The sequence below is a fragment of the Acinetobacter sp. ANC 4805 genome (assembly GCF_022549495.1).
In the GTDB taxonomy this organism is placed as follows: domain Bacteria; phylum Pseudomonadota; class Gammaproteobacteria; order Pseudomonadales; family Moraxellaceae; genus Acinetobacter.
In genome coordinates, this window is the sequence record NZ_JAKZGD010000003.1 from 141,175 (window position 1) to 154,621 (window position 13,447).

Genomic DNA, 13,447 nt, shown 5'->3' on the forward strand with positions numbered 1-13,447 from the left:
ATATAACGTTGAAAATGGTGGATGCGTTGACAACTTAAGCAATTATTTTATGAGTGTAATGGATTTTTTCATTAAAAAAATCGTATTTAAAATAATTTAACGTTTTTATTGACGTTGGCGAACCATTTCAAAAAAGCAAATTGAACCTGCAATCGCAACATTGAGAGACTCTTGTCCACCAGGTTGGGGGATAGCAACAGCTTGGGCATGTTCTAAAGCATAATCGCTCGCACCTTGTCCTTCATTGCCTAAAATCCAGACACATGTTTGTGTTAAATCTTTTGTGTATAAATTTGTAGACTGATGTGAGCTTGTAACAAACACAGGGATTTGAAATTTAGGAAGAATATCTGTTAATTGAAAGTTTTCAAAACAATGTAGGCTAAAGTGAGCGCCCATACCTGCTCTGAGAACTCGTGGTGACCAAAGTGAAGCAGAGCCTTGTGTACAGATTACCTGTTTAATATTGGCTGCGGCAGCCGAACGCAATAGCGTACCAACATTTCCAGGGTCTTGAACATTTTCTAAGATTAAAGTATCAGCCTTAAAATCAATTGTTAATGATGTTTTAGGGAGATCAACAATCGCTAAACAAGGTAGTGTTGTGCCTAAAGTACTCAAATCTTTATAGAGCACTTCACTAATCACAAATACATGACCTTGGTGCAATTCGATTACTTTTTGTAGATCAGCATGTTCTAGTGCTTGTTCTGTTGTAAATAAAGAAAAAAGTTTTTTCTGTTGTTGTAGCCATGCTAAACAGAGATGTGTGCCTTCTAGAACGGTTTGTTGATGTTTTTTTCGAGCGCTGTTGAGTTCAATTAATCCACGCAAATGTTTAATTTTCGCATTGTCTTTTGATTCTAAAAAAATGACTGCCATGAAAATATACTCAATAAAATAAGACTTTAACTAATGTGATGACGATGAGGTGTTATGCCGAGTTCTCATCTTGTTTGATGGGGTACTGTGTCTGATATTTCAGTTGATATATTTCAACTTGATACGGGTTTTGCCTATTTTTCTGTTAGAGAAATTAAGCAAAACTTGCGCTATGAATAACGTAGCGCAAGATCAGTAAAACCTAAATCATCTTTATTTTTACCAAAGCCTGAGTTGCTTTGGTTTACTCAAGTTGTGAGTAATGATGTTTCTAACGATTAAAACTTCAAAATAAATTTTAGCCGATTAATGATAGCTTGTTACACGTTCAACTTCATTTTTAGAACCAATAATAACAGGAACGCGTTGGTGTAATTCTGTTGGTTGGATTTCCATAATACGAACACGACCTGTCGTAGAAGCACCGCCAGCTTGTTCAATTAACATGCTCATTGGATTTGCTTCATACATTAAGCGTAAACGACCTGCTTTTTTAGGATCTTTTAAGTCATAAGGGTAAAGGAAGATACCACCACGACATAAGATACGGTGGATATCACCAACCATACATGCGACCCAACGCATGTTAAAGTCTTTTTCACGGACAGAAGTTTTTCCAGCCAAAAGTTCATCAATATAGCGTTTTACAGGATTTTCCCAATGACGTTGATTTGATGAATTGATCGCAAATTCTTGTGTATCTGCTGAAACTTGTACTTGTTCAGTTGTAAGTAGAAATGCTTGAGAGGTTGGATCAAATGTAAAGAATGCAACACCAGCACCAACAGTAAGTGCGAGCATTGTCGATGGGCCATAAAGCACATACCCAGCAGCGACTTGTTCTGTACCTGCCTGCATAAAGTCAGCCGATTGGGTCACTGAATTTTGAGCAGGGAGGATTGAGAAAATTGTACCCACACACATATTAATGTCGATATTGCTTGAACCATCTAGTGGATCGAACAAAACTAAATATTTTCCGTTTTCTTGAGCAGGGGTGAAATCATCCAACTCTTCGGAAGCCAAGCCACCAACTTGTGGATGAACTTTTAAAGCATCAATTAAATAGTCATTAGAAATGACATCTAATTTCTTTTGCGTTTCACCCTGAACATTTTCATTACCAGCACTACCTAAGATACCAGCCAAAGCACCTTTTTGTAGTGCTTGGTCAATCGTTTGGCATGTTGCAGCAATTGTTTCGATGACTTGTGCCAACTCTGGTGTCAAATTCCCATTTTGTTGTTCTAAATATTGGGACAATGTAAGGTTTGACATATTGAATCGCTCCGATTTAGCCGCGTCAAAGAATTGAGAAAAAGAATGTGGCTATTCTAGATGAGATCGCTTAAAAATAGAAATTATCTTACTTTATTTATGTTGCTTTTATGATTACAAGTATTCTATTACATGCTATGTTGGTCGGATACTAAACAGGAAGTTTGGAGAGGAACGATGTCAACCAAAAAATTTGAAGCTACCCCCACGCCAAGCGAATCAATTAGCTTAGATACAATTTCGAAAGAAAATGTCCAAGATGCTTGGAAAGAGTATGAAGCAAAGCCTGAATATAAAGAGTTTAATAAACACGATATGATTGAGTCGATGCAACCTCAGCCGAAGCCAGAGTCTTCATCATAACTACAGTGATAATAAAAATGCTCACATCATGTGAGCATTTTTATTGGAAACAGAGATACTAAATGATTATTTTAATAATGGAGGTACGGCTTCGTAGTTAATTTCTACACGACGATTTTCTTTCCAAGCTGCTTCATCATGTCCTGTATTTACGGGCGCTTCTTTACCATAGCTCACAGCTTCGAGTTGCTGAGGGCTTACACCATTGGTAATTAAATAACTTTCAACAGCCTTCGCACGACGCTCGCCCAAAGCCATATTGTATTCACGCGTACCACGTTCATCAGTATGACCTGTCAATGCGACACGAGAATTGGCATTTGCAATAAGAAATTGAGCATGTGCTTGAAGTGTTTGATAGTCATCATTTGATAGATCGCTGCTATCGTAATCAAAGTGAACGACACGTTTCGCTAAAAATGCTTTGTTCGCGGCAGTTACCCCTTTTGATGACGCACCAGCCAAGTTTTGTGCATTCAATGCAGCATCTTCACTTAGTCCTTCAGTGCTTACCGTGGTTGAAGTGTTTGGTGCTGTATTGCCCGCTGTGATTTCAGCAGCAGGTTTACGGCTTGCACAACCTGTGAATGCAATTGTCGCCGCCAACAATAGAAGTGTCAGGTATTTAATATTCATGTGATTCTCCAATTGATCAAATTTATTTTGGTGCCCAAGCGGGTTCACGGACTTCACCTTGTTCACTTGGTAAATTCATACGGAAACGACCATCTGTAGACATAATAGAGAGTAAGCCTCGGCTGCCTTCACGTGTTGCATAAACGACCATTTGTCCGTTTGGTGAGAAGCTTGGTGATTCATCTAAACTGGTTGGTGTCAAAATATTAGTAATCCCTGTACTAATATCTTGCAGTGCGACTTTGTAGTTACTACCACTTGGTCGATGAACTAAAGCAATCTTTTTACCGTCAGCGCTTAAAGTACCCCGTGCATTAAATGCACCTTTGAAGGTTAGACGCTTGACTGAACTATCATCAAAACTATAGCGATAAATTTGTGGAGAACCGCCACGATCTGAAGTGAAAATAAATGATTTTCCATCAGGTGAATAACGTGCTTCAGTATCAATCGCTGAGTCATTGGTCATGCGTTGTAGTTGGCGCGTATTTAAATTCATTTGATAAATTTCAGGATTACCATGCATAGAGGCCGTGAAAAGCATGGATTGTCCATCAGGCGAGAAGCTTGGTGCACCATTTAACCCTTTGAAACTCGCTAAAACCTCACGTTGACCTGTTGCTAAATCTTGAATATAAATTGCAGGACGTTTAGTTTCGAAAGAGACGTAAGCAATTTTTTTAGCGTCAGGTGTCCATGTTGGGGAGAGGATCGGATCTCGTGATGACAGTACAGTTTTAGGTTGTTCGCCATCAGTATCGGCAATTTGTAATGTATAACGTTGAGCAGGAGTTTCTGGATTACGTAATACATAAGCGATACGCCCGCTGAAATCACCCGCAATACCTGTTAAAGCTTGGTAAATCGCATCACTGATCATATGCCCAGCTTGGCGAACACGAGAGCTTGGTACAGTCAGCACTTCATTTAATAAATATTGTTGTTTTTGTACATCATAGAGTTGGTAATGGATTTCAAATGTATTCGCATCAATCGTTTTAATTTGACCAACCACCACATATGGCACACCTGCATTTTGCCAATCACCAGCTTGGATTTGGTTGATGCTTGCAGTTGCAGGTAAGTTTTGAGATGCGCTTGTGAATCGACCTGAACGATTTAAGTCATTCTCAATAATTGGGTAAAGCGAGTTGTCATTTGTAAAAGGGATAATTGCAATTTTAGGTGCTTGTTCAGGCGCTTTTGCAATTTCAAGGTGTAATTGTGCAAAAGCTGCTGTCGGAACAATTGCGCTGATTGCAGTAAAAACTGCTAAGGAGATGAGATGTTTACGGGTCTTGTCCATAGTTACAATTACTTGTGTTCGTATTTTTGTGGCTGTTGATTATTTAACATAGTTACATGCTTTGTTCTATTAAAAGCATGTAACGTTAACTATTTATTACTATTTTGCAGTAAAACTTGAAGTAAAGCTTCTTGCTTCACGACGTGCATCAGGATCATCTGGCATAGGGTAAGGGGCAGCAGCTCGAACAGCGGCTTCTACACTTGCCTTTACATCAGGATCACTAGAATTCACAATCACAGATAAAACAGCACCGCTATCACTAAGTGTTACACGGGCAGTTGCTTTTTGTCCTGTTGAACCTGAAGGGACATTCCAAACTCGTTCAATTTTATTTGTGAAATCGCGCTTAGCAGTCGAAGCAATTTTCTTCGAATTTGCCTTTTTCTGAGCAGCTTCTTGCTCTGCCTTTTTTGCAGCAGCCGCTTTTGCATCTGCTTCGGCTCTTTCGGCATCCGCTTTGTCTTTTGCAGCTTTATCAGCAACGGCTTTGTCTTTTGCAGCTTTATCAGTAGCAGCTTTGTCTTTTGCAGCTTTATCAGCAGCGGCTTTGTCTTTTGCAGCTTTATCAGTAGCAGCTTTGTCTTTAGAAGCTTTATCAGCAGCGGCTTTGTCTTTTGCAGCTTTATCAGTAGCGGCTTTGTCTTTTGCAGCTTTATCAGCAGCGGCTTTGTCTTTTGCAGCTTTATCAGCAACGGCTTTGTCTTTTGCAGCTTTATCAGCAACGGCTTTGTCTTTTGCAGCTTTATCAGCAGCGGCTTTGTCTTTTGCAGCTTTATCAGCAGCGGCTTTGTCTTTTGCAGCTTGCTCTGTTTTGCGTTTTACGTCCTCATCGGCACGTTGTTTCTGGGCTTGAGCTTCTGCCTGTTTTTGACGTTCTTCAGCTTGTTTTGCTTGAGCCGCTTCTTCTTCAGCTTTCTTTTTTTGTTCTGCTAACTTTGCTTGTTGTTCGGTTTTTTGTTTTGCATCAGCGAGTTGTTGTGCAGTAGGCGTTGGAGGGGTGATCGAAAGATTTTCAGGTTGAGTATTATCTACAACAGGGTTTAATATTTCTTCATCCTGATTCTCGACTGTTGTTTCCTGTTCAACAGGTTTTGCCATTGGTGGTGGTAAGTCTTCTGGCTTGATGAGAACAGTCGTAAGTTTTTTGGGTTGCTTTGGTGGTTTACTCAGACCTAAGAAAAGCAAGCCAACAATCGCAATTGCATGTACCCCAAGGGTAAAACCTAGCGCAATTGCATTTTGTTTAAAAGGTGGCTCTTGAAATTTTTTCATAACTTATTTTAATGGCTCTGTCAGTAAACCAACTTGAGTTAAACCTGCTTCTTGTAAACTTGCCATAAGTGATACAACTTCACCATAAGGACGAGATTTATCACCATTGACTAATACAGTGAGTTGTTTATTTTCTTGTTCCGCTTGCTTTTGAGCATCACTCAAAATAGTTTCAAGCTGCTCAAGTGAAAGAGGTTCACTATCTTTGTGATTTTGGTATTGCAAATAAATATTGCCATTTTGACCAATCGTCACCATTGCAGGCATATCTTTCGATTCGATAGGATTATTGTTGGCTTGGGGAAGATCTACTTTGATGCCACTGGTAATCATGGGTGCAGTGACCATGAAAATAACCAAAAGTACCAACATCACATCGATATAAGGTACAACGTTCATATCACTTTTCAGTGGTTTCTTGATGCGTTCAAAACGTCCAGATCGTTGAATCGCCATTATGCATCTTCCTGTGTCGATCCAATGGCTTGACGCTGCAAAAGAGCGACCATTTCTTCGGCAAATAATGCACGATCTGAATAAATTGATTCGCCTTTCGCTGTGAAGTGGTTAAAAGCCAGCACAGCAGGAATTGCTGCAAATAAACCGATTGCTGTTGCAATGAGTGCTTCTGCAATACCCGGAGCTACGGTTGCTAAGGTAACTTGGTCAACGGCAGCAAGACCGATAAAGGCATTCATAATGCCCCAAACTGTACCGAATAAGCCGATATAAGGCGCAACAGAGCCGATACTTGCAAGTGCTCCCAAACCTTGTTCTAAACCGCCTTGATCACGACTTAGACCGACACGAAGAATACGTTCAGTACCTTCGATGGTTTGATTGGTATCTGCTTTGCGTTTCTGTAGTTTAAAAAATTCACCCAAACCCTGATAGAAGATGTCTTCTAAGCCGTTACGTTTAGAATTTAACTGAGCATTGTTATAAAGCGTATTTAATTCGGCACCTGACCAGAACATCTTTTGAAAATGCTCATCATTTTGACTTGCTTTTTTAAAGCCCATCTGTAATTTGGCAATCAAATACCAGCTAAAAATTGATGCCAGTAATAGGATTAGCATGACCAATTGCACGACAGGGCTTGCTTGTAAAATCAGGTCAGAAATATGTAGAGAAGATTCTAAATTTGTTGCCATAAGTCACTGTGCCGAAAGTTTATTTTTAGTCCTGTGCCAATTCTTTTTGAATCAGATCACGTATTTCCTCAGGAAGTCTACGCGGCATAAGTTCTTTGTTTAAACACGCCAACGTAACCTCACCTGAAGCCAGCAAGATTTCACCACGATAAATATTTTGTTGCAACACAAAAGATGCGGCTTTACACGAAATAACACGTGCTGTAACGGTAATTAAGTCATCCATTAATATTGGGCGTACATATTTGACTTGAATTTGATGTACAACAAAGTTGTAGTCTTGTTGATGCCAGTAGTGATCGACACCCGCTGCACGTAACCATTCAGTGCGAGTACGTTCCATAAAACGAATGTGATTGGCATGGTAAACGATACCGCCTGCATCTGTATCTTCGATATATACACGAATATTAAATTCAAAATGATTAGCCATATCTTTAACCTATTTCTGCATACTGCGAGCAATTGAGGGAATGATATTGCGTCAATCTTAGGATGGGAATAGTAATAAATAACATATTGCTAGAACCTTGAAAAATTAAGCCCTAAGGATTAGGGCTTAAAGTAAAAGATGAACAAAAATTATTACAACTCGTTCCAATCAACTGTTTTTGGATAACCTTGTACAAGTTTTGCATTGGCATAAGCACTCACCAATGCTTGACCATTAATTGTTTGAGTAATTGATATCGTATTTTGTTGATTATAGAGATCAACGATTTCAACTTTTGCAGTGCTTGGCTTTAAAGCATAAAAATCACTTTCTGTTAAAAATTTAAAATTAGAGTTAAAGTTTACAGAGAAAACCTTACCTCCAATTTCGCCGTTTAACTGTCCTTTCGCTATATTTTCTGTGTTACCAGTAGATGCATTGAAATTTGAAGTGAGTGCATAATTGTTTAGAGTGTATTGATGAATATTGTTGTTATTTGTTTTATCTATAAACTTATATGTGGCTTGATTGGTTTCAAATAGGTTTTGAGTTAAGTTATTACTAATGATTGTATATGTATGGTTTAGTTTACCATTAAAAGAAATGGATTCATCTGTTAAGTCAATATTCATATTTGTCAGAGTAAGTTCACTTTTGGCTGAGGCACCTGATACTGTAGTGCTAGACTGAATATTACCTGAAACTGAGATTGTTGTTCCTGTGTCATTAAGCATGAGCTTACAGTGGTTAAGCGTTACGCTATTGTCTGTATTCACTGTTGCAGTACCAGAGATACAGGGTAACTTAGAGTTAATCGCAGTGGCTTGCTCGTAAGTTCCATCAGCAAGTATTGCAATATTAAGTAGTAAATTTTCAGATTGATTGGACAGGTTTACTACAGAGTCATTTATGATGTCGATAGTTTCTGATTTATTATAATCTAGTTTTTCTTTACTATCATTTTTTGTTTGGTTATTTGTACTATCGCTGCTTCCACCACCGCATGCTGTTAATAATAATGCCCCAGAGCATAAAACAGAAGCCAATATCTTATTCGTCATTTTCTTACCTTAATGTATTAGATTTTATGTAGTTAAAATGAAAGTTTATTTCTTTTAACTACATAATTATAGCAAGAAAACATGTATTTTATATTAAGATGCGAAATTTTATATTATGTTACTTTTCCATAAAATCGCATTTTATAATGTCTTTATTCAGGTGGCGTCATACCAAATTGTAAATACGCCATATTGGTTGCAATACGACCGCGTGCCGTGCGCATGACATAACCTTGTTGGATTAAATAAGGTTCGATCACATCTTCAAGCGTTCCACTGTCTTCAGCCATCGCGGCGGCTAATGCTTCAACACCAGTCGGTCGCCCCTCAAAACGCTCAAGTAACATACTGAGATAACGGCGGTCTAAAGTATCTAAACCATCTTTGTCCACATTGAGCATGTCCAATGCACGTTGCGCCATATCTTGGGTGATTTCACCTGTGCCTTTAACTTGAGCATAGTCACGAACTCTGCGTAATAAACGATTGGCAATACGTGGCGTACCACGCGCACGTCGCGCAATTTCTGTTGAGCCTTCCTTAGTAATCGGAACATCCATGAGATTTGCCGAACGAGTGACAATATGGGTTAAATCTTCAACAGAATAGAATTCTAAACGTTGCACGATTCCAAAGCGGTCACGTAAAGGCGAGGTGAGTAGCCCTGCACGAGTTGTTGCAGCAACTAAGGTAAATGCAGGTAAATCAAGTTTAATTGAACGAGCAGCTGGACCCTCGCCAATCATAATATCGAGTTGATAATCTTCCATTGCAGGATAGAGTATTTCTTCAATAACGGGTGATAGACGATGAATTTCATCAATAAACAGAACGTCGCCTTCTTCTAGATTGGTCAACATTGCCGCTAAATCACCTGCACGTTCCAAAACTGGACCAGAGGTTGATTTTAAATTGCCGCCCATTTCTCGTGCGATAATGTTGGCTAAAGTAGTTTTACCTAAACCTGGTGGGCCAAAAATCAAGGTATGGTCGAGTGCTTCACCACGACCTCGTGCAGCACCAATAAAGATTTCCATTTGCTCACGTACGACAGGCTGACCAATATAGTCTGCGAGTGAGGTTGGTCGAATCGCACGATCAAAATGATCTTCTGGTTTTTCAGAACCACTGATTAAACGGTCTTGCATAATGAATTCAGTCTATCTTTATTTATTCAATGATTTAAGCGCAGCTCGGATAATATCGCTTGCTTCAGTAAAGTCAGCTTTAACAGCTTGAATCAGTTTTTGTGCTTCAAGTGGTTTATAGCCAAGCGATTGTAAAGCGGCTTCCGCTTCTGCAACAGCAGAGTTTCCAGTGAACTGTATTTGGGGTGATGTTGAATTATTTGAAACGACAGTGCTTGAAAATGCTTTAAAACGATCACGCAGTTCTATCATTAAACGTTCAGCTGTTTTCGCACCAACACCAGGTACTTTAACTAGTGTTTTTACATCACCATGTTCGACTGTATGGATGAGCATGTCCACGCTCAACGTCGAAAGAATACCGAGCGCCATTTTAGGGCCGACACCATTGACCTTGAGTAAAGTACGGAAAATGATTTTCTCTTGCGCATCAATAAAACCATACAGTTGTTGTGCATCTTCACGAACCACCAAATGTGTCCATAAAGTAACTTTCTGTCCTTTTTGTAATTGGCAAAATGTTGAAAGCGGCGTATCTATTTCATAGCCGACACCATTTACAGTCAGCAATACGGTTGGGGCTTCTAGTGCAAACACTTCGCCAATTAAACATCCGATCATGAAATTATCTTCTAAAGTAAAATGATTTAAAAAATTAGGTTGAAATGTTATGAGCAATGTCTTTTATTGTCATAAACAGTTTGTTTGGATACTGGCTCAATGCCTGAAATCCGTATTGTTGATAAAATTCAGCAATTCCATCTTTTGCATCAACTAGTACCAGTGGAAATGCCACAATTGCACTCGCTTGATATAGGCGGTGTAAGGCATCTAATAATAAAATTGCCCCTAGACCTTGCTTCTGATAACGATGATCCACTGCCAAACGTGCAATTAAGCCTGCTGAATGCACAGAAGCATGTTTTTTTTGCAAGTTTTGTGGCAACGATGACAGATCTAATGACGTCATGGTTAATGTATAAAATCCCATAATCCATACAGGGTTGATGGGATCAATGAGGACATAGGTTCGGGCATTGTCTTTTTGTGCTTGTTGGCTAGCGATTTGATTTAAATATTGATTCAACATCTGATTTTTGCAGTCAAAACGTTGCCGATCATGCTGTTGTTTATCCAGTAAAATAATATTCATTCTTGTGTTTGACGATAATGTTGAGCCGCTTGTTTGAGTTTTGAATGAACTTGAACAGGTTGATCCAATGCTGTTATTAATGCCAATGCATCTTTTTCATTGAGTTGTAAGCTTTGCTCTTGAATCAGAACTTGTTTAGCCTTTTCAATTGCGGCACTGAGCACAAACGCATTCAAACTTGGCATACCCAATAAATTGGCAGCTTGCAGCAATAACGCTTGTGTTTGCTCATCAACACGAGCTGTAATTCGGGGATGATAGGCTGACATGATTCACCTACTAAATTTAACTTTATGTGCCATTATGGCACACGAATAGTGGTTTGTTAATTTAAAAAAAACCAACTTTATTGCCTTGTAACTCTTGTGCCAAGCTATAAGCTTGATGGTCTGAGAATTTACTAATAATATCTAGGACTTGCATAATATTATTGTAATGATTGTTCTGTAAGTTCACACCTGAATGTTGCAAAATAGACATCAAACGTTGTTCTTTAAAGCTCAAGGTCTTATGTGGCATGGTTAATGGGATAAAAGCATCCAAAATCGTTTGTAAGCTCTGATGTGCGATAATTTCTAAACCTGATTTTTGAGGATGTTCAAAAATTCGATCTCTGGCAAGATTCTTCGCCGTTTGAATGCCTGTTTCAATATCGGGTGAGCAATACTGTAAAAGGCTGCCTTTGAGTTGACCTGTGATAATTTCATAATGATGCTTGGCAAAAGCAGTGGTGACTTCATCAACTAGACGTTTCATCACACGCCCACGCAAAGCTGCGATTTTTTGCTGCCATGTGGTATGGGGTAAGTGCAACTCTTCAGGACGACCAAAGTCGGCAATCAAATTCAGAAAAATAGGCTCAACCTCATCGTAGTTCAGCATATTGAGGATGATGCCATCTTCTAAGTCAATTAAGGCATAACATATATCATCGGCAGCTTCTAATAAATAAGTGAGCGGATGACGGCAATAATGATATTCACCGAGTTGAATCAAGCCGAGCTGTTCAGCTAATTGTTTTAAGATTTCTTTTTCAGATTGATAGCAACCAAACTTTGCTCTTTGGTGTGAGGGTGTATCGCCTTGTTCTTCAATGGTTTTAGACAACCATGGGTATTTTAAATAAGCACCAAGTGTGGCACAGGTCAAACGCATACCACCATCATCAGGATGATAGTCAATCCGACTAAGCAAGCGAAGTCCTTGTGCATTGCCTTCGAATTGGCGTACATCTGCGGCTTCTTCGGGCGTTAATTGGCTGAGAAAGTCACGATGTGATGCATCATCAAACCATTCACGAATCGCATATTCTCCTGCATGTCCAAAAGGTGGATTACCAATATCATGCGCTAAACAAGCAGCTTGAATGATTGCACCGACATCCGCTGGGGAAATCCACATCGGTAATTCATCTTTGATTTTTTCAGCAGCAAGCATGCCGAGCGAACGACCAATACAAGAAACTTCGAGCGAATGAGTCAGTCGAGTGTGAATGCCATCATGCTGTGTAAGTGGATGAACCTGAGTTTTTCTATTTAATTGACGAAAGCTTTGGGAAAATATAATTCTGTCATAATCTTTATGGAAAGGGCTTCGAGCCAATTCAGTACTACTTTTTTTACTGCCTAAACGAATTGCAGAAAGCAATTCCAACCAACGCATTTGTTCCATTTATCATTATTCACTATGAGTTCAAGATCATCATGCCAAAAAAAAGATTAAAGCACTAGAGTCGGGCGACATGGTTTGGCGTTTAAAATATTTTGCGTCTGCGTTAGGATTGCCGTGTTGCAAATATATGTCTTGAAGTGAAAATAGTAAATTTTGTTAAAAGGTTAGCTGGTTTGGTATTCCATCGCACAGTGGTGGAACGAGGTAAAAATTCTTAGAGATTTTGGAAAATATGATTTTGATTAAATCAAAAGATTTGAGCCTAACAGATCTACAGAACCATGGTGTGTGGACATGGAGCTCAGATTTGTATCAAAATGAAGATTTGTTAGTAGCTGTGCCAATAACACCAGAAGGTCTAGCAGATCCAGAAACATTGCTGATTTATGCAGCATTTAAAATGGCAAATGGGGCACAGTTAGAAGGAGTGGTAGTTTATGATCCAGATTTAGATGAAGTGTTTGCTATAGAATTATTTCTTGGGGATACACGAATCACTTTAAATCGAAATTTACTGGATATTTCCATAGAAGAGCTAAAGCAATATATAGAATTTAGTAATGATATTAATTGCCAAGTTTTTCCAATTCAATTTCAAGCGATACCACGAGAGCTATTGATGATCAAAGGAGAGTTTGTTTTGAGACTGTAAATACTTAAACTTACCATTGCCTCGTTCCATATATGGTCTCCATCCGAATTGCAAGGTTTCATTGGCAAAGAGCGTTGTTGTATACGTATATTCGACTTTGGTTTTCGTTACACCACTGTGCAGTAGAACGAGGCATAAAAAGCAACCAAATCCTGAAAAGTTTTAATTTTCAGGGTTTTTGATTTGAAATTACCAACTAATATTGACACGTCTATTGGGTGCTAGACAGCCAATAAGCTGATTTTTCTCTTTATTGGTAGAACAATGTCGATAGGCTTCAGTCTGGCTGTTGGCTTGAATTTGAATACGATTGGCATCAATCCTTCATTTACCAAAAGTCGGGCAGCAGTATTGGCACGTTGTGCAGAAAGCTCATGTAATACTTTGGTCAGTGGTGTTACAACAATTTCAACATAATAAATCATGTAAAAGGAG

Annotated in this window: 16 protein-coding genes and 1 pseudogene; 2 read left to right on the forward strand and 15 right to left on the reverse strand. The window is 38.9% G+C overall.

The window, feature by feature from the left end:
- Positions 1-105: 105 nt before the first annotated feature.
- Entirely contained in the window at positions 106-882 is a 777-nt protein-coding gene (locus MMP60_RS05200; RefSeq protein WP_241335284.1) for an RNA methyltransferase, read from the reverse strand.
- A 306-nt stretch (positions 883-1,188) separates the two neighbouring features.
- The gene (locus MMP60_RS05205; RefSeq protein ID WP_241335285.1) at positions 1,189-2,160 is read right to left on the reverse strand and encodes a class 1 fructose-bisphosphatase; all 972 of its coding nucleotides are present in this window, start codon (positions 2,158-2,160) and stop codon (positions 1,189-1,191) included.
- 177 nt (positions 2,161-2,337) lie between these two features.
- On the opposite strand from MMP60_RS05205, the gene MMP60_RS05210 reads away from it, so the two are divergent.
- Positions 2,338-2,523, forward strand: coding sequence for an NF038105 family protein (locus MMP60_RS05210; protein ID WP_018677181.1), 186 nt, complete (start codon positions 2,338-2,340; stop codon positions 2,521-2,523).
- Positions 2,524-2,589: 66 nt separating this feature from the next.
- Here the strand turns inward: MMP60_RS05210 and pal are convergent, their stop codons facing one another.
- The 12 genes from pal to MMP60_RS05270 all read right to left on the reverse strand — a co-directional run bounded on the left by pal (position 2,590) and on the right by MMP60_RS05270 (position 12,360).
- On the reverse strand, positions 2,590-3,159 hold the full coding sequence (gene pal / locus MMP60_RS05215) for a peptidoglycan-associated lipoprotein Pal (RefSeq protein ID WP_241335286.1): 570 nt from the start codon (positions 3,157-3,159) through the stop codon (positions 2,590-2,592).
- A 22-nt stretch (positions 3,160-3,181) separates the two neighbouring features.
- Complete coding sequence (tolB, locus tag MMP60_RS05220; protein ID WP_241335287.1) at positions 3,182-4,465, reverse strand: Tol-Pal system beta propeller repeat protein TolB; 1,284 nt, start codon at positions 4,463-4,465, stop codon at positions 3,182-3,184.
- Positions 4,466-4,564: 99 nt separating this feature from the next.
- A complete protein-coding gene (tolA, locus tag MMP60_RS05225) occupies positions 4,565-5,740 on the reverse strand; it encodes a cell envelope integrity protein TolA (protein ID WP_241335288.1) in 1,176 nt (391 codons plus the stop codon).
- Positions 5,741-5,743: 3 nt separating this feature from the next.
- The gene (gene tolR, locus MMP60_RS05230) at positions 5,744-6,196 is read right to left on the reverse strand and encodes a protein TolR (RefSeq protein ID WP_241335289.1); all 453 of its coding nucleotides are present in this window, start codon (positions 6,194-6,196) and stop codon (positions 5,744-5,746) included.
- The gene (gene tolQ, locus MMP60_RS05235) at positions 6,196-6,894 is read right to left on the reverse strand and encodes a protein TolQ (RefSeq protein WP_241335290.1); all 699 of its coding nucleotides are present in this window, start codon (positions 6,892-6,894) and stop codon (positions 6,196-6,198) included. Before tolQ ends, tolR begins: the two co-directional genes overlap by 1 nt.
- A gap of 25 nt (positions 6,895-6,919) precedes the next feature.
- Positions 6,920-7,327, reverse strand: a complete 408-nt coding sequence (gene ybgC, locus MMP60_RS05240; protein ID WP_004661168.1) for a tol-pal system-associated acyl-CoA thioesterase — start codon at positions 7,325-7,327, stop codon at positions 6,920-6,922.
- 152 nt (positions 7,328-7,479) lie between these two features.
- Positions 7,480-8,388, reverse strand: coding sequence for a hypothetical protein (locus MMP60_RS05245; protein WP_241335291.1), 909 nt, complete (start codon positions 8,386-8,388; stop codon positions 7,480-7,482).
- Positions 8,389-8,540: 152 nt separating this feature from the next.
- The gene (gene ruvB, locus MMP60_RS05250) at positions 8,541-9,536 is read right to left on the reverse strand and encodes a Holliday junction branch migration DNA helicase RuvB (protein ID WP_241335292.1); all 996 of its coding nucleotides are present in this window, start codon (positions 9,534-9,536) and stop codon (positions 8,541-8,543) included.
- Between the two features lie 18 nt (positions 9,537-9,554).
- Entirely contained in the window at positions 9,555-10,157 is a 603-nt protein-coding gene (ruvA, locus tag MMP60_RS05255) for a Holliday junction branch migration protein RuvA (RefSeq protein ID WP_241335293.1), read from the reverse strand.
- A 34-nt stretch (positions 10,158-10,191) separates the two neighbouring features.
- Positions 10,192-10,689, reverse strand: a complete 498-nt coding sequence (locus tag MMP60_RS05260) for a GNAT family N-acetyltransferase (RefSeq protein WP_241335294.1) — start codon at positions 10,687-10,689, stop codon at positions 10,192-10,194.
- Positions 10,686-10,958, reverse strand: coding sequence for a DUF1778 domain-containing protein (locus MMP60_RS05265; protein WP_241335295.1), 273 nt, complete (start codon positions 10,956-10,958; stop codon positions 10,686-10,688). The genes MMP60_RS05260 and MMP60_RS05265 overlap by 4 nt, the downstream gene beginning before the upstream one ends.
- A 61-nt stretch (positions 10,959-11,019) precedes the next feature.
- Positions 11,020-12,360: a deoxyguanosinetriphosphate triphosphohydrolase gene (locus MMP60_RS05270; protein WP_241335296.1), complete on the reverse strand. Its 1,341-nt coding sequence runs from the start codon at positions 12,358-12,360 to the stop codon at positions 11,020-11,022.
- A 307-nt stretch (positions 12,361-12,667) separates the two neighbouring features.
- Here MMP60_RS05270 and MMP60_RS05275 point away from each other — a divergent pair, with 307 nt between their 5' ends.
- A complete protein-coding gene (locus tag MMP60_RS05275) occupies positions 12,668-13,012 on the forward strand; it encodes a hypothetical protein (RefSeq protein WP_241335297.1) in 345 nt (114 codons plus the stop codon).
- 189 nt (positions 13,013-13,201) lie between these two features.
- Here the strand turns inward: MMP60_RS05275 and MMP60_RS05280 are convergent.
- Positions 13,202-13,389: pseudogene (locus MMP60_RS05280) on the reverse strand (outer membrane assembly protein BamE); the annotation flags it as partial.
- Positions 13,390-13,447: the final 58 nt, after the last annotated feature.

Bases quoted from the DNA above. Each gene is read 5' to 3' on its own strand.
- MMP60_RS05260 (WP_241335294.1), bottom strand. From the start codon at position 10,689: ATGAATATTATTTTACTGGATAAACAACAGCATGATCGGCAACGTTTT.
- pal (WP_241335286.1), bottom strand. From the start codon at position 3,159: ATGAATATTAAATACCTGACACTTCTATTGTTGGCGGCGACAATTGCA.
- MMP60_RS05270 (WP_241335296.1), bottom strand. From the start codon at position 12,360: ATGGAACAAATGCGTTGGTTGGAATTGCTTTCTGCAATTCGTTTAGGC.
- MMP60_RS05265 (WP_241335295.1), bottom strand. From the start codon at position 10,958: ATGTCAGCCTATCATCCCCGAATTACAGCTCGTGTTGATGAGCAAACA.
- MMP60_RS05245 (WP_241335291.1), bottom strand. From the start codon at position 8,388: ATGACGAATAAGATATTGGCTTCTGTTTTATGCTCTGGGGCATTATTA.
- ruvA (WP_241335293.1), bottom strand. From the start codon at position 10,157: ATGATCGGATGTTTAATTGGCGAAGTGTTTGCACTAGAAGCCCCAACC.
- MMP60_RS05200 (WP_241335284.1), bottom strand. From the start codon at position 882: ATGGCAGTCATTTTTTTAGAATCAAAAGACAATGCGAAAATTAAACAT.
- tolA (WP_241335288.1), bottom strand. From the start codon at position 5,740: ATGAAAAAATTTCAAGAGCCACCTTTTAAACAAAATGCAATTGCGCTA.
- MMP60_RS05210 (WP_018677181.1), top strand. From the start codon at position 2,338: ATGTCAACCAAAAAATTTGAAGCTACCCCCACGCCAAGCGAATCAATT.
- MMP60_RS05205 (WP_241335285.1), bottom strand. From the start codon at position 2,160: ATGTCAAACCTTACATTGTCCCAATATTTAGAACAACAAAATGGGAAT.
- tolR (WP_241335289.1), bottom strand. From the start codon at position 6,196: ATGGCGATTCAACGATCTGGACGTTTTGAACGCATCAAGAAACCACTG.
- tolQ (WP_241335290.1), bottom strand. From the start codon at position 6,894: ATGGCAACAAATTTAGAATCTTCTCTACATATTTCTGACCTGATTTTA.
- ybgC (WP_004661168.1), bottom strand. From the start codon at position 7,327: ATGGCTAATCATTTTGAATTTAATATTCGTGTATATATCGAAGATACA.
- ruvB (WP_241335292.1), bottom strand. From the start codon at position 9,536: ATGCAAGACCGTTTAATCAGTGGTTCTGAAAAACCAGAAGATCATTTT.
- tolB (WP_241335287.1), bottom strand. From the start codon at position 4,465: ATGGACAAGACCCGTAAACATCTCATCTCCTTAGCAGTTTTTACTGCA.